The sequence below is a fragment of the Streptomyces sp. NPDC048825 genome (genome assembly GCF_043198355.1).
Lineage (GTDB): Bacteria > Actinomycetota > Actinomycetes > Streptomycetales > Streptomycetaceae > Streptomyces > Streptomyces xiangluensis.
In genome coordinates, this window is the sequence record NZ_JBICUR010000018.1 from 1 (window position 1) to 22,435 (window position 22,435).

Genomic DNA, 22,435 nt, shown 5'->3' on the forward strand with positions numbered 1-22,435 from the left:
GCCCCCCCCGCCACTGCGGCCCCCGCGCCGGGCCCTCCTGCGCCCCCCCCACCCCCCCCCCCCCCCCCGCCCCCCCCCCCCGGGGGGGGGGGGGCCCCCCGCGGGGGGGGGGCCCACCCCCGGACGGCGTATCGGAGCCACGCCCCGGAGACGAAAAGGCGCGTGCCCGCGGACCCGCAGCGCGCGGAAGGCGATTGGTCTGTGAGGCATGTGGTCGGCTCAGCTGCCGGTCGACTCCCGGATCACCACGGAGTAGGAGCTGACGAACTCCTCCCGGTCCGCCCCATGTTCGGTCCGCCCGTTCCGTTCGCTGCGTTCGATCCGGCCGGCCAGAAGGTCGACCGCTCGCTGCGCCATCATGTCGTGGTCCGGATCGATGGTGGACAGCGAGGGGACGATGAACTCGCTCTCCTCGATGTTGTCGAAGCCGATCACCTTGACCCGCTCCGGCACAGGCACGCCGGCGTCGGCCAGACCGCGCAGTACGCCTACGGCCACGGTGTCGGTCACGCAGAAGACACCGTCGAAGTCGAGCCCGTTCTCCACCATCTGCCGGGCGCGCAGCGCGCCCGCGCGCATCGTCAAGCTCTCCACGCTCTGCACGAGTTCGGGGTCCTGGGGCTGACCTGCGCTCAGCAGCGCCTGCCGGTAGCCCGTGAAGCGGAGGCTGGACACGTCGACTTCGTCCGTCAGCGGCCCGCAGACCAGCGCGATGCGGCGGCAGCCGCGTTCGATCAGATGGCGGGTGGCCGCGTACGACGCCTCGACATTGGGCATGGCGACGTGGTCCACGGGACCGCCGAAGATCCGTTCGCCGAGGATGACCACCGGGTAATCCACCTTGAGCAGTTCGACGTCGGCCGAGCCCATTCCCACTGTGCTGAGGATGAGCCCGTCGTAGAGCCGGTTGCGCGACATGGACAGCACGTCCAGCTCGTTCTCGCGCGAGGCTCCGGTCTGCTCGATGCTCACCCGGAGGCCGTGTCGTTCGGCCGCGGCGATGATGGCGGTGGCCAGTCGGCCGTAATAGCCGTTCACTTCGGGGACGGCGAGACCGATGGTGCCGGTGCGGCCCTTGCGCAGATTGCGGGCCGCCACGTTGACCCGGTAGTCGAGCCGGGCCATCGCGGCGAGGACCTTCTCCCGGGTCGCCGTACGCACATTGGGATGGTCGTTGATGACATTCGAGACGGTCATCGCCGAGACACCGGCGGCCTTCGCCACGTCCTGAATCGTTGCCACGTTCACCCCAGGTCTGCGGTCCTCGCCCCCACCCGACACCCATTACACCGCAGCCTCGCAGCCCGCCGAACGGACGCGGAGCACGGTGAAGGACCCATGGTCAGGCGAGCGGGGCCCGGACGGTGACGAACGAGTGGGGTGGCAGGGTCAGGGCCACTCGCCCGTCGGTGACCTTCAGGTCGTCGAAGGCGCGCGGACGGACCGTCTCCGGTGCCTGAGCGGTGTTGTGGTCCTGGAGGCGGGCGGCGGTCAGGATGCGGGCGGTCGCCTCCCTGACGGAGCCGCCCCGCAGGTCGAGCGTCACCTCGGCGGACTCCTCGGCGTCGAGGTTGGACAGCGAGATGAGCACCGTCCCGTCCTTGACGCTGGCGGAGGCGGACAGGGTGTCCAGCTCGGCGTCCCCCACCGGGCGGCGGGCGCCCTCCGCGCGCAGGTGGACGCCGAGCGAAGTGGCGTCCTGGTGGCCCTTGTTCATCTCGAAGACGTGGTAGGTCGGGGTCAGGACCAGCGCGTCGCCGTCGGTGAGGACCATCGCCTGCAGGACGTTGACTGTCTGGGCGATGTTGGCCATGTACAGGCGGTCGGCATGCTTGTGGAAGATGTCGAAGTGCGTGCCGGCCACCAGCGCGTCGCGCAGGGAGTTCTGCTGGAACAGGAAGCCGGGGTTGGTGCCCGGCTCGACGTCCCACCAGGTGCCCCACTCGTCCAGGACCAGGCCGACCTGGCGTCCCCTGTCATAGATGTCCATGACGGTGGAGTGACCGGTGAGGATCCGGTCGATCTCCCGGGCGGAGAGCATCGTCCGGTAGTAGTCGTCCGTGTCGAAATCGGTGGCACTGCCCTTCGCCTCCCAGAGCCCGGCCATCGTGTAGTGATGGACGGAGATCCCCTGGAAGAAGGTGCGCGGGGTGGCTTCGCAGCCGAAGCAGTTGATCTGCTGCATCAGCGTCTCGGTCCACTTGTAGTCGTCGTCGGACGCGCCCGAGGCGATGCGGTACAGCTCGTTGTCGCCGTGGTCACGGCAGTACGTGGCGTACTGGCGGGCCAGGTCGGCGGAGTACTCCGCGCGCATGTTGCCGCCGCAGCCCCAGGTCTCGTTGCCGATGCCCCAGAACTTCACGCGCCACGGCTCCTCGCGACCGTTGGCCCGGCGCTGCCGCACCATGGGGCTGTCCCCGTCGCGGGTCAGGTACTCGACCCACTCGCTCATCTCCTGCACGGTGCCGGAGCCCACGTTGCCGCTGATGTACGGCTCGGCGCCGAGCAGTTCGCACAGCGCCATGAACTCATGGGTGCCGAAGTGGTTGTTCTCCTCCACGTTGCCCCAGTGGGTGTTCACCATGCGGGGCCGCTCGTCCCGGGGGCCTATGCCGTCCTTCCAGTGATACTCGTCGGCGAAACAGCCGCCGGGCCAGCGCAGGTTGGGGATGTTCAAGGCACGCAGCGCCTCGACGACGTCGAGACGGATGCCGCCCTCGTTGGGGATCGGCGAGTCCTCCCCGACCCAGAAACCGCCGTAGACGCAGCGGCCGAGGTGCTCGGCGAAGTGACCGTAGAGGTGGCGGCTGATCTTCGGGCCCTCGATGTCGAGGTTGATGATCGCGATGGCGTTGGCCACGGATGGTCTCCAGGGGCGTGGTGGTGCGTGGGCGGTGAAGGGGCGTGCCTGGCAAGATTTGTATCGATAAAATCTCACGCTGCGTGGCGACTGTGTCAAGAGGGACGACAGAAGGGAATCTTGGAGCTTGCTTAACTCAAGTAACCTGCCTAAGGTTGCGTAAGTCAAGCAATCCCGCTCTCCGACGGAGGCCCTCCATGTCCGACGCCCTTGCCCCAGACGCCAAGGCCGGGTCTTCCTCCCCACCGAGGTCGAACGCCGTGGTGGCGGTCCTGGCCTTCGCCGGCATCGTGGTCGCACTGATGCAGACCCTGGTCATTCCGATCGTTCCCGAGCTGCCGAAGTATCTGGACGCCTCGGCGTCGAACACCGCCTGGGCCGTCACCGCCACCCTGCTGGCCGCCGCTGTCGCGACTCCGGTCGTCGGCCGCCTCGGTGACATGTACGGCAAGCGCCGCATGCTGCTGGTCAGCATCGTGCTGCTGATATCAGGTTCGGTCGTCTGCGCTCTGAGCGACTCGATCGTCCCGATGATCGTGGGCCGGACCCTGCAGGGCCTGGCGGCGGCCGTCATCCCGCTCGGCATCAGCGTCATGCGCGACGTACTGCCCGCCGAGCGGCTCGCCGGCTCCACGGCGCTGATGAGCGCCTCGCTCGGCGTCGGAGGCGCCCTTGGCCTGCCCTCGGCCGCGTTCATCGCCGACAACTACGACTGGCACATGCTGTTCTGGACCTCTGCCGTCCTCGGTGTCGTGGCTCTCGCGCTCGTCCTGCTGATCGTGCCGGAGTCGAAGGTCCGCACCGGCGGCAGCTTCGACCTGGTCGGGGCCCTCGGTCTGTCCGCCGCGCTGGTGTCCCTGCTGCTGGCCATCTCCAAGGGCGGCGACTGGGGCTGGACCAGCGGCACCACCCTCGGCCTGTTCGGCACCTCGATCGTCGTCTTCCTGATGTGGGGCCGGTACGAGCTGCGCACCGCGCAGCCGCTGGTGGATCTGCGCACCTCCGCCCGCCGTCAGGTGCTGTTCACCAACCTCGCCTCGGTCGCGCTCGGTTTCTCGATGTTCGCCATGTCGCTCGTCCTGCCGCAGGTCCTGCAACTGCCCGACGCCACCGGCTACGGCCTCGGCAAGTCCATGTTGGCCGTCGGTCTGATCCTGGCCCCGCAGGGCCTGGTCATGATGGTGATGTCCGCCGTGTCCGCGGGCATCACCAAGGCGAAGGGCCCGAAGATCACGCTGATGACGGGCGCGGTGATCGTGGCCGCCGGCTACAGCCTGAGCGTGGTGCTGATGTCCGAGGTCTGGCACATCGTGCTGGTCGCCTGCATCATCGGCGGCGGCGTGGGCTTCGCCTACGGCGCCATGCCAGCCCTGATCATGGGTGCGGTTCCCGCGTCCGAGACGGCCGCGGCCAACAGCCTCAACACCTTGATGCGGTCCATGGGCACGTCGTTCGCCAGTGCGCTCGCCGGCGTCATCCTGGCGCAGATGACCACCGACTTCGGCGGCTTCCCCCTGCCCTCCGAGAACGGCTTCAAGGTGGTCATGGCACTTGGTGCCGGTGCGGCTCTCCTCGCCTTCTTCTTCGCCTCCTTCATCCCTCGTCAGAGGGCCGCGGCCCCGGTGGCCCCGGTGGACGAGGGGGCCGCGGAGCCGGCGGCGGTCTCCGGGGCGTGAGCACCCCGCTGTAAGCCCGCTCAGACCCAGCACCCGCGACGTGATGCGGACCACGTCTGCTCGATGTCAGAGAACTGACCGGAGCTATCAGCCGGCTCCGCTTCCATACCGGTGGCCGAGCTCCCCTCCCATCCCCCACAGAACCGAGAAAGACCCGAGGTGACAACCATGCGTGTGGAACTGGACGTGGCGATGAAGCGGATCGTGGTCGTCGGTGCCTCGGCCGCCGGGCTCGCGGCGGCCGAGACCCTGCGCCGGGAGGGTTACGACGGCACGCTCACCCTCATCGGTGACGAACCGCATCCTCCGTACGACCGTCCTCCCCTGTCCAAGCAGATCCTCTCGGGTGAGTGGACGGCCGGGCGACTGCCGCTGCGTCCGGAGGACGATCTCGGCGCCCTGCGTCTCGACCTGCGGCTGGGCCTTGCGGCGACCGGGCTGGACGTGGCGGACCGCACGGTCGGCCTGGCCGACGGGTCGCGGGTGCCGTACGACGGGCTGATCGTGGCCACCGGTGTACGGCCCCGGCGGCTGCCCGGCGAGGGCGCACATGTGCTGCGCACCCTGGACGACGCCCTCGCCCTGCGCGACCGGCTGAAGCCGGGCAGTCGTCTGGTCGTGGTGGGCGCCGGGTTCCTCGGCGCCGAGGCCGCGGCCGTCGCCCGGCGCCTGGGCGCCGAGGTGACCCTGCTCGAACCCGCCCCCGTCCCACTGGCCCACGCGGTCGGCACCGAGATCGGCCAGTTGCTCTCACGCGCTCATCTCGACCGGGGCGTCGGGCTGCGTACCGGGGTCACCGTGACCGAGGTGACCGAGGAGGGCGTGCGGCTCGCGGACGGGGAGGTGGTCGAGGCCGACGAGATCCTGGTCGCCATCGGCTCACAGCCCAACACCGAGTGGCTCGCGGACAGCGGTCTGGGGGTCGGCGACGGGGTCATCTGCGACAAGTACTGCGAAGCCGCCAGGGGCGTGTACGCGGCCGGTGACGTCGCCCGCTGGTACAACCCGCTCTTCGGAACGTCGATGCGAATCGAGCACCGTACGAACGCCGCCGAGCAGGGCATGGCCGCCGCCCGCAATCTGCTCGCCGCGCCTCAGGCTCGCAAGCCGTTCGCGCCGGTGCCGTACTTCTGGTCCGACCAGTACGACATGAAGATCCAGGCGTACGGATACCTGCGCGGTCACGACGAAGTCACCATCGTGGACGGGGAGTTGGCCGAGCGCCGGTTCATCGCTGCCTACCGCACCGGCGAGAAGCTCACCGGCGCCCTCGCGGTCGGCATGCCGCCCAAGGCCGTCCGGGCCTGGCGGCAGGCCGTCGCGGGCGGCGTGGAGTGGCGCGACGCCGTAACGGCCGCCGGAACCGGGACGGTCTGACCCCGACCACCCGGGCGGGAGCGTACGAGTTCGCCTCCCGCCCGTCAGCCAAGTCGGCAAGGAGATTGCTCATGCAGGACCGCAGGGACCAGCCGCGTGGTCACCGGAGCAGGCGGTATGTGCATGCACCCGGCGGATAGCGTGGCCGGCCTGGGCTGGACGCTGCGGCAGGCTGCGCGGGCCACGGTCCATCTGGTCGTTGCCGCGGCGATGGCCTTCGGCCTGTACCTCTTTGTCACCGTGCTGCTGATCACGGCGATCGGCACGCTCGCGGTCGTGGGTGCGTGGATGCTGCCCGAGACGGTACTGCTGATCCGCCGGATCGCCAGGGCCAAGCGCGCCACGACGGCCGCCTGGACGGGCCGGAGGGTCCCCGAGGCGTACCAGCCGCTCACCGGGACGCTGGGGCCACGTCTGCGTACCGCGGTCCGGGACCCCGGCACCCTGACCGACCTGCGGTGGATGGGCGCGTACTACGTCTACGGGGCCCTGGTGTTCCTGGCGCTGCCCCTTTGGCCGCCGGCTCTGGTCGTCGACAGCGTACGGGCCGGGCTGCTGCGACGTGAGGCCTGCGTCCTGCCGTTGATCATCCGCCTCGCCGACCTGGAGGCCGACTGGTCACAGGCCCTGCTGAAGCCCTCGCCCAAGGCGCGGCTCGCCGCACGGGTCGAGGAACTGGCCGCCACCCGGGCGGACGCGATCGCGGCGCACGGCGCCGAACTGCGCCGTATCGAACGGGACTTGCACGACGGGACACAGGCCCGGCTCGTCGCCCTGTCCATGCGGATCGGGCTGGCGCTGCGCGCGTACGACCGTGACCCGGTGGCCGCACGCAAGCTGCTGACCGTCGCGCAGGACCAGGCCGAGGAGGCGTTGACCGAGCTGCGCCACGTGGTCCGTAGCGTTCACCCGCCGATCCTCACCGACCGTGGCCTCGTCGGCGCCGTGCGCGCGTTGACGGCCGGGTGGGGGTCCCCCCGCTCGAGCGAAGCCGAGAGTGGGGGAGGCATGGAAGTGGCCGTGCGCGTGGAAGGCCTGGAGGACGACGGGCTCCGGGCACCGGCCGCGGTCGAGGCAGCCGCCTACTTCGCGGTGGCCGAGGCTCTCACCAACGCCGCCAAATACAGCGGGAGCAGGCGCGCGTCGGTCGACCTGCAACGGCTCCGCAACGGGCTGCGAGCCGTCGTCCAGGACGAGGGCCGGGGCGGCGCGGACGAGAACGGCGGCTCCGGCCTGCTGGGAATCCGCCGCCGAGTGGCCGCCCTGGACGGGACAGTGACCGTGACCAGCCCCCTCGGGGGACCAACCGTGATCGAAGTGGAGCTGCCGTGCGTGTGGTGATCGCCGAGGACAACGCCCTGCTCAGAGAAGGGCTCGTGCTGTTGCTGACCTCGGCCGGGCATGAAGTGCCGGCCGTCGTCGGCACCGGCCCCGAGACCCTGCCGGCGCTGCTGGAGCACCGCCCGGACGTGGCCGTGCTCGACGTCCGGATGCCTCCCGGCTTCCGGGACGAGGGCCTGCGCGCCGCGCTCGTGGCCCGCGAGAAGATCCCCGGACTGCCGGTGCTCGTGCTCTCGCAGTACGTGGAGGAGTCGTACGCCGCCGAGTTGCTGGGTGGCGGGGCGAGCGGGGTCGGCTATCTGCTCAAGGACCGGGTGGGCCGGGTGGACGAGTTCCTCGACGCGCTGGACCGGGTCGCGGCCGGCGGTACGGCCCTTGATCCGGAGGTGGTCACCGAGCTGCTCACCCGGCGTGGCGGCTCGCCCCTGGACTCGCTGACCCCACGCGAGCGCGAGGTGCTCAAGCTGATGGCCGAGGGCCACGACAACACCACCATCGCCAAGACCCTCGTCGTCACCGATCGCGCCGTGAGCAAGCACATCGGCAATGTGTTCCTCAAACTCGGCCTGCCGCCGAGCGACAGCGGCCACCGCAGGGTGCTCGCCGTGCTGACCTACCTCAACAGCCAGTAGGCGGTGGGGCGCCGGGGTGCATTGCCCGGCCGGTCTTTGGCGTCGGAGTTGAATCACGCTCGGGCTCTCACAGCAGCGCCGGTGCGTGGAACTCCCCGAGACCGGAGTCGAGGTCGCGGTCCAGCCAGTAGCGGCGCGGCTCCACGAGCATCACGTCGACGCTGACGGTGAGGATGCCGGGGATCTTGGCCAGCTCGTTGTCGATGAAGTGCGCCACGGCGGAGCGGTCGGTGACCAGGCCGGTGGCGAGTACGGACATGTCGCTGGCGACGTGGGCGGCGAGCCGGGTCTGCGGGAGCCGGTCGATACGGCGCATGACGTCGGGGGTCTCGCCGGGGGCCACCCGCAGGCGGAGCATGAACGGGGTCTGGAAGCCGAGCCATTCCGAGACGATCTCCAGGCGTGGCTTGACCCATCCCTCGTCGAGGACCCGGCGGACGACGCGGTGCGCGGTGGAGGTGGCCAGGCCGGCGGCTCGGGCGATGCTCGCGGCGGATGCACGACTGTCCTGGATCAGCTGGGCCACGACGGTGCGTTCGGCCTCACTGAGCGGCTTGGCGGGGGGTGTCGCGCTCGCGGTGCCCTCGGGGCGGGCGCCGGCGAGTTCGAGCAGGTCCGCACGTTCGGTCTCGGTGAGGAACTGGGGGTCCCAGGTGTGGCCCCGGCGATGGGTGCTGAGGGCGGGCAGCGCTTTGACGCGGCGTACGCCGGGGACGGAGAACATCCGGTCGATCGCCTCGCTGGTGGCCGCTTCCGAAGGGGCGTGGACGACGGCATAGAGGGGATGGTCGCCGGAGATCTGCGCCAGGAGCTGGAGGTGGGGCAGGTCTTGGAGCCGGCGGAGGACGGCGAGCGGGGTTTCGCCGGTGATGTCCAGGAAGACGTGGACCGGCATCGCCGTGGAGTGCATTCCCCAGGCGGCCTGCCCGATCACGCGGACCATCCGCGCCTCGTACAGCCGGTCGTAACGGCGTTTGAGCGTGCTGGGGTCGGCGGACAGGATCCCGCCGATGTCGTCCCAGGTGGCGCGGGGTGCCAGGTGCAGCGCTCCGATGAGGCGACGGTCGAGATCGTCGAGGAGAGGGCGGCTCATGATGCCCCACCTTAGACCGCCAGAGCTTGCCGGTTAATCCCACTGTTACATCCAGAGACTGGAGAATCTCTCATCCTGGTGCCATTGTTCGCAGGAACGTCCCTCAATGCACGAAGGGGTACCGATGAGTGCCACCTCCGCTCAACCTCAGCCTCAGCCGACCGAGCCACAGTCGAGAGCCCTGCGCACCGCGTTCCGCGCGTTCGCGGCGATCGAGAAGGTCGGTAACAAACTCCCCAACCCGTTCTGGCTGTTCTGGATCCTCGCGGGGGTCGTCGCCGTCCTCAGCGCCGTACTGGCGTGGGTCGGCGTCAGCGCCGTGCACCCCGGCACGGACGAGACCATCAAGGTGGAGAACCTGCTCAGCAGGGACGGCCTCACCATGGCGGTCGAGGGGGCCGTCGACAACTTCGCGGCCTTCCCGCCGCTGGCCACGATCCTCACCGTGATGTTCGGCATCGCCGTCGCCGAGAAGAGCGGACTGTTCTCCGCCCTGCTGCGCCGCATGGTCGCGCGGGTGCCGGGCAAGTACCTGACCTTCGCGCTGTCGATGACGGCCATGGTCAGCCATGTCGCAGGCGACGCCGCCTACGTCACTCTCATCCCGCTCGGCGCGCTCATCTTCCGTGCGGCGGGCCGCAGTCCGGTGCTCGGCTGCATCGTCGCCTACGTATCGATCTCCGCCGGCTACGACGCCTCCCCCTCGCTCACCACCACTGACGTACTGCTGTCGGGGATCTCCACCGCCGCCGCCCACACCATCGACGCCGACTACGTCGTCACGCCGGTGGCCAACTACTTCTTCGGGCTGGGCTCGTCGGTCCTCGTGGCCCTGGTGATCACGCTCGTCGTCGACAAGGTCCTCGCCCGCCGTACGGACCTGGAGCCCGACGAGCCGGTCGCCGCGCTGAACGCCGACGAGTTGGAGGCGATCGAGGTCACCGAGCAGCAGCGCCGTGCCCTGCGTGCGACCGGGCTGGTCGCCCTCGGCTTCATCGCGTTCCTGGTGGTGGCCATGATCCCCGCGTCCTCACCGCTGCGAGGCGAGGACGGCGGCATCGTCGACTCCGTGCTCATCGGCGGGATGGCACTCGTCCTGGGCCTGTTCTTCGCCGTGCTCGGCGCCGTCTACGGCCGCATGACCGGCACCTTCTCCGCCTCCCGCGACATCATCGCCGCGATGGCCGACGGCACCCGCTCGATGGCGCCGATCCTCGTCCTGTTCTTCGCGATCTCCCAGTTCCTCGCCTACTTCAAGTGGACGAACATCGGCAACATCCTCGCCGTCAAGGGCGCGGAGGTCCTGCGTGACCTGGACATGAGCGGATGGACCGTGCTCGTCGGCATCGCCGTGCTGATCACGTTCATGAACCTCGTCATCACCAGCGGCTCCGCGCTGTGGGCGCTGGCCGCCCCCGTCCTCGTACCCATGCTGATGCTCATCGGCATCGACCCCGAGACCACCCAGGCCGTCTACCGCGTCGCCGACTCGGTCACCAACTGCGTCACCCCGATGAGCCCGTACTTCGTGATGGCGCTGGGCTTCATCCAGCAGTACCGCAAGTCCGCCGGCATCGGCACCCTGGCCTCCTTCACGATCCCGATCGCCGCCGTCGTCTGGGTCGTCTGGATCGCGTTCTTCGTGGCCTGGTACCTGCTGGGCGTCCCCTTCGGCATCAGCTGACCCCGCCCTTCTGCCGGCAAACGCCACCCCCCACCTTCGTACCAGAAAGCAGACAGAGCAGATCATGACCGCATCGCCCGCTTCGCCCGCTGCCTCCCCCCTCACCGCCCGCGCCCAGGAGGCCGCGTCGGAGATCGTCACCGACATCCTGACCCTCGTCCGCCACGAGACCAGCAGTTACGATCTGCCCGGCCTCACGGCGGGCCTGGACCTCCTGCGCGAGGTCGCTTGTCACCGCCTCGGTCGGCCCGACCACGAACAGCGCCACCCCGGCGGCGCGTTCGGCGACACCCTCACGCTGACCTACCCCGGCACCGACACCGGCGCCGGGCACGTCGCGCTCGTCGGGCACTACGACACGGTATGGCCGACCGGCACGCTTGCCGGATGGGAGCCGCCGGAGGCGTCCGACGACGGTCGGGTGAGGCTCAGCGGGCCGGGCATCTTCGACATGAAGACCGGTCTGGCACAAGGCATTTGGGCCCTGAGGCTGGTGCGGGAGAGTGGCGTACGCGTGCCCGCCGTCACCTTCGTCTTCAACGGCGACGAGGAGATCGGCTCCCTGTCCTCGCGGCCGGTGATCGAGGAGGTCGCGCAGAAGGCCGACGCCACGCTGGTGCTGGAGCCGACCGCCCACGGCGCGGTCAAGACCGGCCGCAAGGGCTCCGGGATCTTCCGGGTCACGGCCACCGGCGTCGAGGCGCACGCAGGGCTCGCTCCTCAGGACGGGGCGAGCGCGATCACCGCGCTGTCGGAGTTCGTGGTCGCCGCCGCGGCCGTCGCCTCCCCCGCGAGGGGGACGACGGTCAACACCGGGCTCATCAAGGGCGGTTCGGGTACGAACGTCGTCGCCGGCCAGGCCACCGCCACCATCGACATCCGGGTCAGCAGCGAGGCGGAACAGGACCGCGTGGACGCCGAGTTCGACGCCATCAAGGTCAGCGACCCCCGCGTACGCATCGACATCGAACACGCCTGGAACCGGCCGCCGATGACCCTCAACACCGCCTCCGCCCCTTTGCTCGACCTCGCTCGCGAGGTTGCCCGCGAGCAGGGACGCGACGGCTTGCCCGACGCGGCGGTCGGCGGTGCGAGCGACGCCAACTTCGTTGCCGCGCTCGGGTTCCCGGTGCTGTGCGGCATGGGTGCGGTCGGGGACGGGGCCCACGCTCAGGGCGAGTTCATCTACCCCGACACTGTGCCCGCCCAGACGGCCCTGGTCGCGGGACTGCTGGGACGACTGGCAGAGCCGCTGGGGGGCTGAGCCAGGGTGCCCCTCGGTGAGGTCAGGCGGTCGGCTCCTGTCGGCAGTACAGGAAGACGTGGGGCTCGGCGACGGCACCGGGGTGGGCCGGGGTGAACATCGTGTGGTGCTCGGACTCCACCTCGAGACCTGCCCTGTTCACAAGGGAGACGAGGTCCTCGGTGGCGAAGCTCGTCGCCCGGACGGGCTGACCCATGAACACGACCTCGACGTCCTCCACGTCGGCGGGCACGGTGGCGAGCAGCAGACTGCCTCCCGGCCGCAGGCCCCGCGCCAGTCGCCGTATCAGGCCCGACTGCTGCTCACGGGACATCTGCAGCAGCGAGAAGTACACGCAGACCGCGTCGAACGAGCCGTCCCCGAGGGGGACTTCAGCAATGTCGGCGCGGCGGAACGTGGCGTCGGGCACCTGCCGGGTGGCGAGTTCCACCATGACGGGTGAGACGTCGATCCCCAGTACGTCGTGGCCCGCCGCGGCGAGGGTCGAGGCAGTGGGACGCCCCGTTCCGCTGCCGACATCCAGCACCCGGCTGCCGGGCGCGAGCCTCCCGAGCAGCCACTCCAGCGACGCCAAGTGCGCCTCGGAATGGGCGAACGCCTTCTCGTACACGGGCCCGAGCACGTCGAAGACCGCCGCCGCCCGCTGCCCCTGATCCCCGTCGGCCAAGGCACGCCCTCCCGTTGCGGTGTGCAGTGCCGGGCATCGTCGCATCCCCGGGCGCGGCCGACAACTGCGCCCGACCGGCGTTACGGTTCGGGACGTGGCTACCTTGCTGATCGTGCACCACACGCCTTCGCCCAACTGCCAGGCGATGTTCGAAGCCGTCGTGTCCGGCGCGACGGACCCGGAGATCGAGGGCGTACGGGTCGTACGGCTCGCCGCGCTGTCCGCGACGGCGTCGGACGTACTGTCCGCGGACGGCTATCTGCTCGGCACTCCGGCGAACCTCGGCTACATGTCCGGCGCCCTCAAGCATTTCTTCGACCAGGTGTACTACCCCTGCCTGGACGCGACACGAGGCCGCCCCTTCGGCTTCTACGTGCACGGCGGAAGCGACGTGACAGGCGCCCTGCGCGGGATCGAGTCGATCACGACGGGCCTCGGCTGGCGCCGTGCGGCCGAGCCGGTGACCGTCACCGGCGAGCCGGGCAAGGCCGACATCGAGGCTTGCTGGGAGCTCGGGGCGACGGTCGCGGCGGGGTTGATGGACTGACGGCAGGCCCTTGTGCCGGGAGAGTCAGGACATGCTGTCGGACGGTGTCCGGCTGTCTCTCGGTGCTGATCACGAAGGTGCTGGTGGAGGCCGGGCGGAGTGTTCCTCCGGCCGGACGCCTCGAGGTGGTGGGGTCTTGGTCTCAGCGGATCGGCGGACCGCAGATGATCAGTAGGTGCGGTCGATGATCACTACCGGGATCTCACGGCTGGTCGCCTCCTGGTAGCCCTGGTAAGACGGAACGGCCGCCACAATGAGCTCCCACAGTCGCGGTTTCTCATCGGGCGTGGCGGTCCTCGCGGCTGCGGGGAAGCTTTCCGGGCCGATCTGGACCGTGACGTTCGGGTTTGCGGTCAGGTTGAGATACCAGGCTGGGTGCTGATCGGCTCCCGCATTGGAAGCGGCGAGGATGTAGCGGTCGCCATCCCGCACATGGACCAGGGCCGTGCGGCGCAGTTTCCCGGACTTGCGGCCGCGGGTCGTCAGGAGCAGGTCGTTCATGCCTGGTCTGGCTTGGCCGTTCGTCTCGAGGTAATGGCGGATGTGTTGCGCCACCCACTCGTTCGGACTGTCGGCGATTTCCTCCTGCCTGTCCATCAGCCGGCCTCGACGCCGACGTGCGTGCGGTGGTGCTGCGGATTGTCGATCTCGTCGAGCAACGCGATCGCGAAGTCGGCGTAGGAGATGCGGCTGGTCGCCTCGGCCGGGGCCACCCGGTACCTGCCGGTGCGGGCACCGTCGTGGTCGAAGTGGCCCGCCGGGCTGAGGACCAGCCAGTCCAATCCGGGAGTCACCGTGCGCAGCACGTCCGTTCCTGCCGCGTGCCCCAGGTAGAAGGCACGGTAGTCCTGGGGATAGCCAGGTGTGTCCATAAGGAGGGCTCCGGAGGCGGTCTCCAGCACCGAGGCCAGGCCGACTCCCACCAGTCGGTTGACGCCGGATTGCGCCAGGCCGTCGAGGAGGGCACGGGATGCGCCGGCGAAGAAGGCTTCGGGGTGCGCGGCGGCATCGTAGACCGCGCTGATCGCGGCATTGTGTCCGATGGACAGCTGGGCGACGCTGCGGGCGTGGGTGACATCGCCCGCGACGGTCCGTACGCCGTCCACAGCCAACAGATCGGCGTACTTGGCTGGGTCACGCACGACTGCGGTGACCTGGTGACCACGGCTGCGGGCCTCTGCGACGGCGGCCCGGCCTGCCCTGCCGCCGGCACCGAAGACAATGATCTGGCTCATGGCTTCCCCTCGAATCCGCAGGCCGGGCCCGAACGCCGACCACTTCCCCCGGACGATAGGGAAGGCCCTGGTTACCAAGGAGATACCGACTACTGTGGGGCGGTGACTGAGCCACTGGATCCCGACATGTTCGACCCGGTCTGCCCGTCCGCTCTCTCACCGATCCGCTTCGGCGACAAATGGGCAGGGATGATCATCCGCTGCCTCGAACAGGGACCGCGGCGGTTCTCGGAGCTGCGGATCCCGCTCCACGGCATCTCTGCCAAGGTACTCACCCAGTCGCTCCGTGCGCTCGAGCGTGATGGCCTGGTCACACGCACGGTCCACGCCGAGCCGGCGCGCCGGGTCGAATACGAACTGACCCCGCTCGGCCGCAGCCTCCTTTTGCCGATGGCCGCAGCGTGCACCTGGGCAGCGGAGCACTGGGACGAGCTGATCGACGCACGCGAAGCGGCCTCACCGCTCGGCAATACCGGCTAGGAGGCCGGTGCGTCACGCAGTCTTGGCCGGGTATTGGGTCCACTTCCGGATGGGTGAGTCGGGGGCGAAGTTCGTCTTCGGTTCCGCGCGGGTGTTGCGCCAGCGGACGTGGACGGCACTGGCGGCGTTCTGCTCGTAGTGGCTGCGGTGATCGGTGCCGTTGAGCGCGAAGTGGCGCATGGCCGCGAACTCGGCCCCCGTCGTCCCGCCGGGCAGCAACCAAGTGGACGTGATCCAGCCCAACCGGTCGGCCAGGCGGGCACTGCGGTCCGGGTGATCAGGGACAACCGCTTCGATGAGCCCACCGCGGCCCCGCCTACAAGGGGCGGCTGCACCTTCCCAACTCGCGCTTCAACACGCCGATCCGGGATGAGAACACCACGTACGACACGGTGTCCGTGCCGCTCGCCTGGCCCAGAGGAAGAAGAGCCGGAACACGGCTGGACCCCGCCCGGGGACGCAGGCGGGGTCCAGCCGTATTTGCTTCCATCCCTGCGGTCCGTACGTACCTGCTTCTATCCCTGCGTTGTGATGGTGTGCGGTTCCGTGAACGAGAGCAGCCCGTCCGGGCCCATCTCGCGTCCGATGCCGCTCTGGCGGAAGCCGCCGAAGGGGGCTCGGTCGTCGCAGGCGACGGCGTTGGCGTGGTTGATCCAGGTGGTGCCGGTGCGCAACCGCTCCGCGAGGGCCGCCGCGCGGGTGGGATCGGCGCTCCAGACCGAGGAGCACAGGCCCGACCAGTCGTTGTTGACCTGGTCCAGTACCGAGTCGACGTCGTCGAAGGGCAGGATCGGCAGGGCGGGGCCGAACTGTTCCTCGGTGACGATCCTCAGGCCGGGGTCGGGATCGAGGACGAGGGCGGGGCGCAGGAAGTGTCCTCCCGAGGAGGCGGCGGCGGGGGCCAGGGTGCCCAGTTCGCGGATCTCGGCTCCCGCGCGGGCCGCCTCAGCCAGCATGGCGTTCACCTTGTCGCGCTGAGTGGCACTGTTGAGCGGGCCCATGGTCGAGGCGGGATCGGTTCCCGGGCCCACGCGCTGGGTGTCGAGGGCGGAGGTCAGTTGGTCGACGAGTTCGTCGTACCGGGAGCGGTGGACGTACACCCGCTTTACGGCCATGCAGACCTGGCCACTCGTCAGGAACGCGCCCGTGACGAGCCGCCCCAGGTGCTCCTCGTCGAGTACGGCGTCGTCCATGACGATCGCGGGGTCGTTGCCGCCGAGTTCAAGGGTCACCGAGGCGAGGTTCTGCGCGGCGGCGGCCATGATGTTCTTGCCGGCGGCCGTGCTGCCGGTGAACACGATCTTCCGGACGCGGGGGTCGGTGAGCAGTGGGGAGACCGCGTCGTTGCTGCCGGTCACGACGTTCAGTACGCCGGCGGGGAGTCCCGCGGCGAACAGTTCCAGGGTGCGCACCATGGACAGCGGCACGGTGGGCGGGGGCTTGACCACGGCCGTGTTCCCGGCGAGCAGCGCGTACGGCAGGCTCGCTCCCAGGATCGCGATCGGCCAGTTGAACGGCACGATGACGGTGACCACGCCCATGGGGAGCCGGTAAATGTGCGAGGTCAGCGGCGGACCGTCGAGGCGCCGCACCTGGTCAAGGTTGTCGACCAGGTCGATCGCCGCCCGGGTCCGCGCGACGAAGACCCCCATCTCGATCTGGCTCTCGAAGGCGATCTTGCCGTTCTCGCGGGTCATCAGGGCCGCTCGCTCGGCCGCGCTGTCCTCGAGCAGGGTGAGCGCCTCACCGAGGATCTCCGCTCGCCGGCGGGCAGGCATCGCGGCCCAGCCGGGGAACGCCGCGTCCGCCGCCGCCACCGCCGCGCGGGCCTGGTCCGGGGTCGCCGCGGCGGCATGGCCGACGATCCGGTCGGGGGCGGCGGGGTCGTGGACGGCAGTCCACCCTTCGGTCTCGACGGTCTTGCCGTCGATGAGCAGTCCGGTCCGGACGGCTTCCGCCCGGGTCTCCTTTGGGTCTGTTTCGAGCTTCTCGGACATGCGGCTCTCCAAGGGATCAAGGATCAGGGAGGTCTATATGATCAGCGGACAGATATCCGTATGACGGACAACGCCCACGCCGCCGAGACGTCGGTCGAGCGGCTCGTCGAGACCCGTCTGCCGCTGCTGCCGCAGACCGCCGGAGACATCAGCGCGGATTTCGCCCGCGTCGCCGCGGTACCGCACGTCTGAGGATCCGCCGCCAGAGAAGCTCACGACTGAGAAGCCGAAGCCTGAACGGGCACCCGTCCGGTGTGCGTCATGATGATCTCCTGCGCCGGGAGCCGGTACGTCGACTCCCTGAGCGTAGGAACGCCGCCGGGCTCGACGGATCCTTCCGATGACGGCACCTGACGGCGACTTCTGTCCCGGTCGGTCCGGGACATCCGTCGCGGTCGGCAGGACAGGCGGCCTCGTGAGGACGGGGCCATGGTTCAGACGGCGGTGAACCTCCACAGCAGGTTGGTGCTGGTGCCCCACGTCCACTGCTTGGCGGCGGAACCGGAGGAGACGTTGCCGCCGCTGTCCAGGACGAGTCCCGTGGTGCGGTTGGCGATGGAGTACCTGCCGTCGCCGCGGTGGGTGAGCAGCCACTGCTGGTCGGTGTGGCCGTTCCAGTCCTGTTGTCTGACGGTGGCGCCGTCGCCGGTGGCACCCCATCCGTCGGCGACCATGCCGTTGGTGCGGTTCTCGAGCTTGTAGTAGCCGTTGCCGAGGTCGACCGCGTGCCACTGCAGGTCGGCCTCACCGCCCCAGGTCCGCTGCTTGAGGTCGGAGCCGCTGGAGACGTCGCCGCCGCTGTCCAGGGCCATGCCGTTGGTGACGTTGGTGATCCTGAACCAGGCCGACGGGTTGAGGATCACCTTCAGTGAGGTGATCTTTTTCCGGATGCCGGTGCTGTCCGCGGTGAAGGTCCACGACGTACCGGTGAAGTCGTCGCCGGAGTAGCCGACGATCCGGTACCCCGGAGCCAGCTTGAGTGAGGAGAGGGTGCGCGGCGGCATTCCGGCGAGGGTCAGCTGTTCGGCGGTGTAGCTGCCGAGGGCGAGTACGGCGCTGTCGCCGCGGTAGTCGGCGTCCTTGAACAGCAGAGCGCCCGTGAGGGGCTGCAGTACCGGAATCCGGCCGGAGAAGCGGAGCTTCAGGACGTACGCGGGGGCGTCGAAGGGCGCCGTCGACGGAAGGGTCACCTTCAGCCCGGTCGCGTCCTGGACCGGGGTGGCGAGGTCGATGTACTCGCCGGCCGTCGAGCCGAGCAGCTTCACCGAGGACAACGCGTCCAGATCGATCCGGTCGGAGCTGAGCGTGGTGACCGTCAGCGAACTCCCGGGCCAGCCCAGGACCGTGGCGTACAGGACGGTGCCCGCCTTGTCGCGGGTGAACCGTATGTCCTGCGCGGTGCCGGCCGTGGGCCTGGTGAAGGAGCCACCGCCCATCTTCGTCGGGCCCTCGCCGTACGCGGTCCAGGCCCGGGTGCTGTAGATCGACTCGCCGAAGCGCTTGAGGTAGTCGCCGATGCCGAGCAGGAGGTCGCGCTGGCCCTGCGGGATGGTGCCGTCGGCCTTCGGGGCGATGTTGAGCAGCATGTTGCCGTTCTTGCTGACCCGGTCGATGAACGAGTGCAACACCTGCGGGAGCGTGTAGTAGCCGATGCCCTCGGTGTAGCACCAGCTGGAGCTGGAGATGCTGTCGTCGGTCAGCCAGTAGGGCGCGGTGAGGTCGGCCGGGCCGCCCCGCTCGTAGTCGAAGACCTGGCCGTGGTTGTTGAAGCCGTCCTTGTAGGTGGCGACGACTTCCTTGCCCCACTTGTCGGCCTGGTTGTAGTAGTACGCCAGGAAGTTCAGCCGCTGCTGTTCGTCGACCTCGGTCAGGTTGAAGTCCTGCCACAGGATGTCCGGCCTGGCCCGGTCGACGACCTCCTTGAGCTTGTCGTACCAGAGCTGGTTCTCCTGCTCCGCGCCCAGCTGCCCGTAGAACTTCTTCAGGCTCGGGTCCGACTGCGCCGGCGCGTGCTCGAAGTAGCCGGTGAAGTTGTACGCGTGGTGCATCGCCACCAGCAGCTTCAGGTTCCTGGCGCGGATGGCGTCGGTGAACAGCTTCAGCAGGTTCAGCCGCGGGCCCTTGTCCACGGAGTTCCACTCGTTGACCTGGCTGTCCCACATCGAGTAGCCGTCGTGGTGCTCGGCGACCGGCCCGGCGTACTTCGCGCCGGCGTCGACGAACAGCTGGGCCCACTCGTCGGGGTCGAAGTCGCCGCCCTCCGACTTGAGTTTCGGCGCGAACTCCTTGTGGTTGCCCGCCAGGTCGGCCGCCCCGTTGACGAAGTTGTGGTAGGGCCACGCGGACGGGCTGCCGTACGTGGCGACATGGTGCTGGTTCGCCTTGCTGCCGTCCTCGTACATGTTGCGCGGGTACCACTCACTGTCGTACGCGGGCACGCTGAACGCGCCCCAGTGGAAGTAGATGCCGAACTTGGCGTCCCGGAACCACTCGGGGGCAGCGGGGTGTCGGTTCACGGAGTCCCAGGTGGGTTTGTAGGTCCTCGGAGCGGCCAGGGCACCTCCGGCTGCTAACACGTCGGTGGCCACTGTGGCCGCCACGACGGCCGTGGTGCCGGTCAAGAGCCTTCGTCTGCTGATCGATTGCGACATACGCACGAACGTCAGGCACGCCACCCACTACTGTCAACGGGTGTGAAGCGATGAATGCGCTTGCAAGGGCAAGAGAATTGACCGTTTTATTGCTTAATTGCGCCGTTTATGCAGGCGGAGACATCACATGTCTCCGACGGGCAAGGCCATCGATCAGCTCCGTGAGCTGATCCGCTCGGGAGCGCTGCCCCCTGACTCCAAGCTGCCTCCATGCGTGAACGTCGTTCGACACTCAGGCCCTCGGCGGCACCAGTCCCTGCCGTACCGCGAACAGCGCGGCCTGCGTCCGTGACGTGAGCCGGAGTTTGCGCAGGACGTTGCTCACGTGGGTGCGGGCCGTGCGTTCGCTGATCACCAGCTCGTCGGCGATCTGCTGGTTCGACCGGCCCTCGGCGACCAGGACGAGGACGTCGCGTTCCCGGCCGGTGAGCGCGGCGAGACCGGTCGGCGGGGAGACGATCTCCTGGGTGAGTCCCCTGGCCACCTCGGGGTCGAGGAAGACCTCACCGCGGGCCGCCGCGCGGATCGCGGCGACCACCTCCCCCGCTTCGGCGTCCTTGAGCAGGTAGCCGGCGGCGCCCTGCGCGAGCGCGGCGTGGACGCGTTCCATCTCGCCGAAGCTGGTGAGCACGACGACCCGTACCTCGGGATGACGGTTCGTGATCACTCCGATCGTCGTCGCCCCGTCCATCCTCGGCATGAGCAGGTCGATGAGCACCACGTCGGGAAGTTCCCGGTGCGCGGCCATCGCGTCCAGCCGGGCGAGCGCCTCCTGCCCGTCGGCGGCCTCCGCGGCCACCTCCATGTCGTCCAGGACCTCGAGGTACGCGCGGATTCCGCGGCGTACGACGGCGTGGTCGTCGACGATCAGGACCCGGATCGGACGGGCTTCGCCGCCTCCGGGAGCGGGACCGCCGACCGGGCGCTCCGGGAGCTCTCCGGGTCCGTGGGGGGCGACTCCGGCACCCGTACGGGGAGGGGAATGACGACGCGCACGGTCGTACCGCTCTTCGCGCCGGATCTGATCCTCATGGTGCCGCCCCATCGTTCAGCCCTTTCCCGCATGGTGGTCAGTCCGTAGCCGTGATGGCGGGCCGTCCGGCCGGCCTTCCCCTCCGGGGCGTTCCCTCGCCCGGCGGACGCCGCGATCCCGCGCCCGTCGTCTCGTACGCTCGCGGTCAGTGTGTGGTCGCGGACGCCGAGGCGGATGGTGACGGTGGTGGCCTCCGCGTGCTTGACCACGTTGTGGATGGCCTCCGCGATGATCCGGTACATGTCCTCGGCCAGTTCCGGTTCGATCACGTCCAGTTCCTGGTCGCGGATGAGGCGGATGGCGAGGCCCGTACGGTTCTCGGTGCTCTTGACGAGCGCGCTCACCGCGTCCTCCAGTCCGAGCCGGGCGGAGGAGGGCGGACGCAGCTCGTGCACCATCGCCCGCAGGTCGGCGAGCACCGTCCGGGAGAGTGCTCCGACCTCGGCCGCGAACTGCTGGACGGCCTCCGCGGGAACCGGCCCGCCGCGGGTGCCCAGCACTCCGGCCGCGTTGGCCTGCATGCCGATGGAGAACACCTGCTGGACGATCGAGTCGTGCAGATCTCGGGCGAGGCGCCGGCGCTCGTTGCGGCGTGCCCCTTCGCGTTCGCTCTGCAGCAGCGTGGCGTAGTCGACGGCGAGGGCCGCCTGTTCCGCCATGGCGCCGAGGAACTCGAGCGTGCGGCTGCCGATCTCCTGCCCGGGTGCGAAGTACGCGTTCAGTACGCCCTCGGGACGGCCGCGCGCCATCAGCGGAACGCTGACGAACGAGTCCCAGTTCAGCTCGCCGAGGTAGGCGTGCAGCGGTTCCCAGGCCGGGTCCTCACGGATCTGGGCCCACCGGTGGGGGACGACGATGGGCTTACGTTCCTTGATGCTGTCGAGCATGCACAGCCGGGCGCCCCGGTCGCGGCACTCCAGCAACCGGTCGAGGAACACATCCCAGTGCCGCAGCCCCGCGGAGCCCATCAGCCTCAGTTCCCGGCCCGTGCTGTCCAAGGTGAGGATCTGCGCTCCGGCCAGTCCGTCGGCCTGCACGATCTGCTGGGCCACGGCGTCCAGGGTAGAGCCGAGCGAGCCCTCCGTGGCCAGCGCGATCGATGTGCGGGCGATCGCCACGAGCCTGCGCTGCCGGTGCGATTCATCGGTCACATCGCGGAACGACACGACGGTGAACTTCGGGTCGGACGCCAGCGTACGGGCCCGGTAGGCGAACTCGCGCCGGGCTCCGGAGGCGGACACCCAGTGAGCCACCTGCGCGTCCGACCGCTCCTCCGACGGCCCGTCCGAGTGGCCCTCCGGCTGCTCCTCCAGCAGGCCCACCCAGCAGGCGCCATCACCCTCCGCGAGCGCGAACGGAGCCGGCACACCGAGCAGCTCGGCCTCCTCCCCCGCGCCGCACAACGCGACCGCGGCCGGGTTCAGCCGTACGAACCGGCCCACGCAGTCCAGTACCGCGAGGCCGTCGGGCGCGACGGCCGCGATGTCGTCCCAGCCCACGAGCGGCGTACCTGGCATGACCGATCCATCTCCTCACCATCGTCATCATCGACGAGCGACGAACCCGCCCCGAAGACCACTGCGAGGGCCACTGCACACTGCACCATGTCGACACATCGACGAAGGGGCGGGCTGGTGAGCGGACCGAGGCGAGTCGCGGTCCGCTCAAGCATCGTAGCCCGGCGGATTCGGGCCGGGCCTACGTCATTCGACCTGTTCACCGCCCGGTCGAAGCGCCGAGCCGGTTGCGTCATTGCTCGCGTTCCCGCGCGGACGCCACCTGCCTACGTTGAGGAGAGCGCCCCGTGCATCCACCGGACCCCCGCGCTCCGGAACCACGGGGCCGCACATGAGGCGTGTCCGGCCGCGCGGTCTGTCCGAGACCCGAAGCCCCCGAAG

At 69.5% G+C, this 22,435-nt stretch carries 20 protein-coding genes; 9 read left to right on the forward strand and 11 right to left on the reverse strand.

Features of this window, described 5'->3' with window-relative positions:
* Nucleotides 1-219: 219 nt before the first annotated feature.
* Together ACGFNK_RS34770 and ACGFNK_RS34775 are read right to left on the reverse strand one after the other, a co-directional pair.
* Entirely contained in the window at nt 220-1,242 is a 1,023-nt protein-coding gene (locus ACGFNK_RS34770; protein WP_393422376.1) for a LacI family DNA-binding transcriptional regulator, read from the reverse strand.
* A 100-nt stretch (nt 1,243-1,342) separates the two neighbouring features.
* Nucleotides 1,343-2,860, reverse strand: a complete 1,518-nt coding sequence (locus tag ACGFNK_RS34775; protein ID WP_393422378.1) for an alpha-N-arabinofuranosidase — start codon at nt 2,858-2,860, stop codon at nt 1,343-1,345.
* A 197-nt stretch (nt 2,861-3,057) separates the two neighbouring features.
* On the opposite strand from ACGFNK_RS34775, the gene ACGFNK_RS34780 reads away from it, so the two are divergent.
* The 4 genes from ACGFNK_RS34780 to ACGFNK_RS34795 all read left to right on the forward strand — a co-directional run bounded on the left by ACGFNK_RS34780 (nt 3,058) and on the right by ACGFNK_RS34795 (nt 7,886).
* Entirely contained in the window at nt 3,058-4,536 is a 1,479-nt protein-coding gene (locus tag ACGFNK_RS34780) for an MFS transporter (RefSeq protein ID WP_393422380.1), read from the forward strand.
* A gap of 192 nt (nt 4,537-4,728) precedes the next feature.
* Complete coding sequence (locus tag ACGFNK_RS34785; protein WP_393422714.1) at nt 4,729-5,913, forward strand: NAD(P)/FAD-dependent oxidoreductase; 1,185 nt, start codon at nt 4,729-4,731, stop codon at nt 5,911-5,913.
* Between the two features lie 123 nt (nt 5,914-6,036).
* Nucleotides 6,037-7,254 (forward strand): sensor histidine kinase, encoded by a 1,218-nt coding sequence (locus ACGFNK_RS34790; RefSeq protein ID WP_393422382.1) that lies wholly within the window; start codon nt 6,037-6,039, stop codon nt 7,252-7,254.
* Nucleotides 7,242-7,886 carry a LuxR C-terminal-related transcriptional regulator gene (locus tag ACGFNK_RS34795; RefSeq protein WP_393422384.1) on the forward strand — a complete coding sequence of 215 codons (645 nt, stop codon included), beginning with the start codon at nt 7,242-7,244 and terminating at the stop codon, nt 7,884-7,886. Before ACGFNK_RS34790 ends, ACGFNK_RS34795 begins: the two co-directional genes overlap by 13 nt.
* A 67-nt stretch (nt 7,887-7,953) precedes the next feature.
* On the opposite strand, the gene ACGFNK_RS34800 is transcribed toward ACGFNK_RS34795, so the two are convergent.
* On the reverse strand, nt 7,954-8,979 hold the full coding sequence (locus ACGFNK_RS34800; protein ID WP_386350276.1) for an AsnC family transcriptional regulator: 1,026 nt from the start codon (nt 8,977-8,979) through the stop codon (nt 7,954-7,956).
* 124 nt (nt 8,980-9,103) lie between these two features.
* On the opposite strand from ACGFNK_RS34800, the gene ACGFNK_RS34805 reads away from it, so the two are divergent.
* The gene (locus tag ACGFNK_RS34805; RefSeq protein WP_393422386.1) at nt 9,104-10,663 is read left to right on the forward strand and encodes an AbgT family transporter; all 1,560 of its coding nucleotides are present in this window, start codon (nt 9,104-9,106) and stop codon (nt 10,661-10,663) included.
* A 64-nt stretch (nt 10,664-10,727) separates the two neighbouring features.
* The gene (locus ACGFNK_RS34810; protein WP_393422388.1) at nt 10,728-11,927 is read left to right on the forward strand and encodes a M20 family metallopeptidase; all 1,200 of its coding nucleotides are present in this window, start codon (nt 10,728-10,730) and stop codon (nt 11,925-11,927) included.
* Between the two features lie 22 nt (nt 11,928-11,949).
* On the opposite strand, the gene ACGFNK_RS34815 is transcribed toward ACGFNK_RS34810, so the two are convergent.
* Entirely contained in the window at nt 11,950-12,639 is a 690-nt protein-coding gene (locus ACGFNK_RS34815) for a class I SAM-dependent methyltransferase (RefSeq protein WP_393422390.1), read from the reverse strand.
* A gap of 49 nt (nt 12,640-12,688) precedes the next feature.
* Here ACGFNK_RS34815 and ACGFNK_RS34820 point away from each other — a divergent pair, with 49 nt between their 5' ends.
* On the forward strand, nt 12,689-13,141 hold the full coding sequence (locus tag ACGFNK_RS34820; protein ID WP_393422392.1) for a flavodoxin family protein: 453 nt from the start codon (nt 12,689-12,691) through the stop codon (nt 13,139-13,141).
* Nucleotides 13,142-13,309: 168 nt separating this feature from the next.
* On the opposite strand, the gene ACGFNK_RS34825 is transcribed toward ACGFNK_RS34820, so the two are convergent.
* On the reverse strand, nt 13,310-13,738 hold the full coding sequence (locus ACGFNK_RS34825) for a nitroreductase family deazaflavin-dependent oxidoreductase (RefSeq protein ID WP_386350290.1): 429 nt from the start codon (nt 13,736-13,738) through the stop codon (nt 13,310-13,312).
* Nucleotides 13,738-14,376, reverse strand: coding sequence for an NAD(P)-dependent oxidoreductase (locus ACGFNK_RS34830; protein ID WP_393422394.1), 639 nt, complete (start codon nt 14,374-14,376; stop codon nt 13,738-13,740). Before ACGFNK_RS34830 ends, ACGFNK_RS34825 begins: the two co-directional genes overlap by 1 nt.
* Nucleotides 14,377-14,478: 102 nt before the next feature.
* Between ACGFNK_RS34830 and ACGFNK_RS34835 the strand changes: the two genes are divergently transcribed.
* Nucleotides 14,479-14,856, forward strand: a complete 378-nt coding sequence (locus ACGFNK_RS34835) for a winged helix-turn-helix transcriptional regulator (RefSeq protein WP_393422396.1) — start codon at nt 14,479-14,481, stop codon at nt 14,854-14,856.
* Between the two features lie 12 nt (nt 14,857-14,868).
* Here ACGFNK_RS34835 and ACGFNK_RS34840 read toward each other — a convergent pair whose 3' ends face one another.
* Both ACGFNK_RS34840 and ACGFNK_RS34845 read right to left on the reverse strand, forming a co-directional pair.
* A complete protein-coding gene (locus ACGFNK_RS34840) occupies nt 14,869-15,075 on the reverse strand; it encodes a hypothetical protein (RefSeq protein WP_393422398.1) in 207 nt (68 codons plus the stop codon).
* Between the two features lie 296 nt (nt 15,076-15,371).
* The gene (locus ACGFNK_RS34845; protein WP_393422400.1) at nt 15,372-16,853 is read right to left on the reverse strand and encodes an aldehyde dehydrogenase family protein; all 1,482 of its coding nucleotides are present in this window, start codon (nt 16,851-16,853) and stop codon (nt 15,372-15,374) included.
* A gap of 60 nt (nt 16,854-16,913) precedes the next feature.
* Between ACGFNK_RS34845 and ACGFNK_RS34850 the strand changes: the two genes are divergently transcribed.
* Nucleotides 16,914-17,045 (forward strand): hypothetical protein, encoded by a 132-nt coding sequence (locus tag ACGFNK_RS34850; protein ID WP_393422402.1) that lies wholly within the window; start codon nt 16,914-16,916, stop codon nt 17,043-17,045.
* 242 nt (nt 17,046-17,287) lie between these two features.
* Here the strand turns inward: ACGFNK_RS34850 and ACGFNK_RS34855 are convergent, their stop codons facing one another.
* The 3 genes from ACGFNK_RS34855 to ACGFNK_RS34865 all read right to left on the reverse strand — a co-directional run bounded on the left by ACGFNK_RS34855 (nt 17,288) and on the right by ACGFNK_RS34865 (nt 22,054).
* Nucleotides 17,288-19,504: an alpha-L-fucosidase gene (locus ACGFNK_RS34855; RefSeq protein WP_393422404.1), complete on the reverse strand. Its 2,217-nt coding sequence runs from the start codon at nt 19,502-19,504 to the stop codon at nt 17,288-17,290.
* A gap of 232 nt (nt 19,505-19,736) precedes the next feature.
* Complete coding sequence (locus ACGFNK_RS34860) at nt 19,737-20,384, reverse strand: response regulator (RefSeq protein WP_386350700.1); 648 nt, start codon at nt 20,382-20,384, stop codon at nt 19,737-19,739.
* Nucleotides 20,372-22,054 (reverse strand): ATP-binding protein, encoded by a 1,683-nt coding sequence (locus ACGFNK_RS34865; RefSeq protein ID WP_393422406.1) that lies wholly within the window; start codon nt 22,052-22,054, stop codon nt 20,372-20,374. The genes ACGFNK_RS34860 and ACGFNK_RS34865 overlap by 13 nt, the downstream gene beginning before the upstream one ends.
* Nucleotides 22,055-22,435 lie beyond the last annotated feature (381 nt).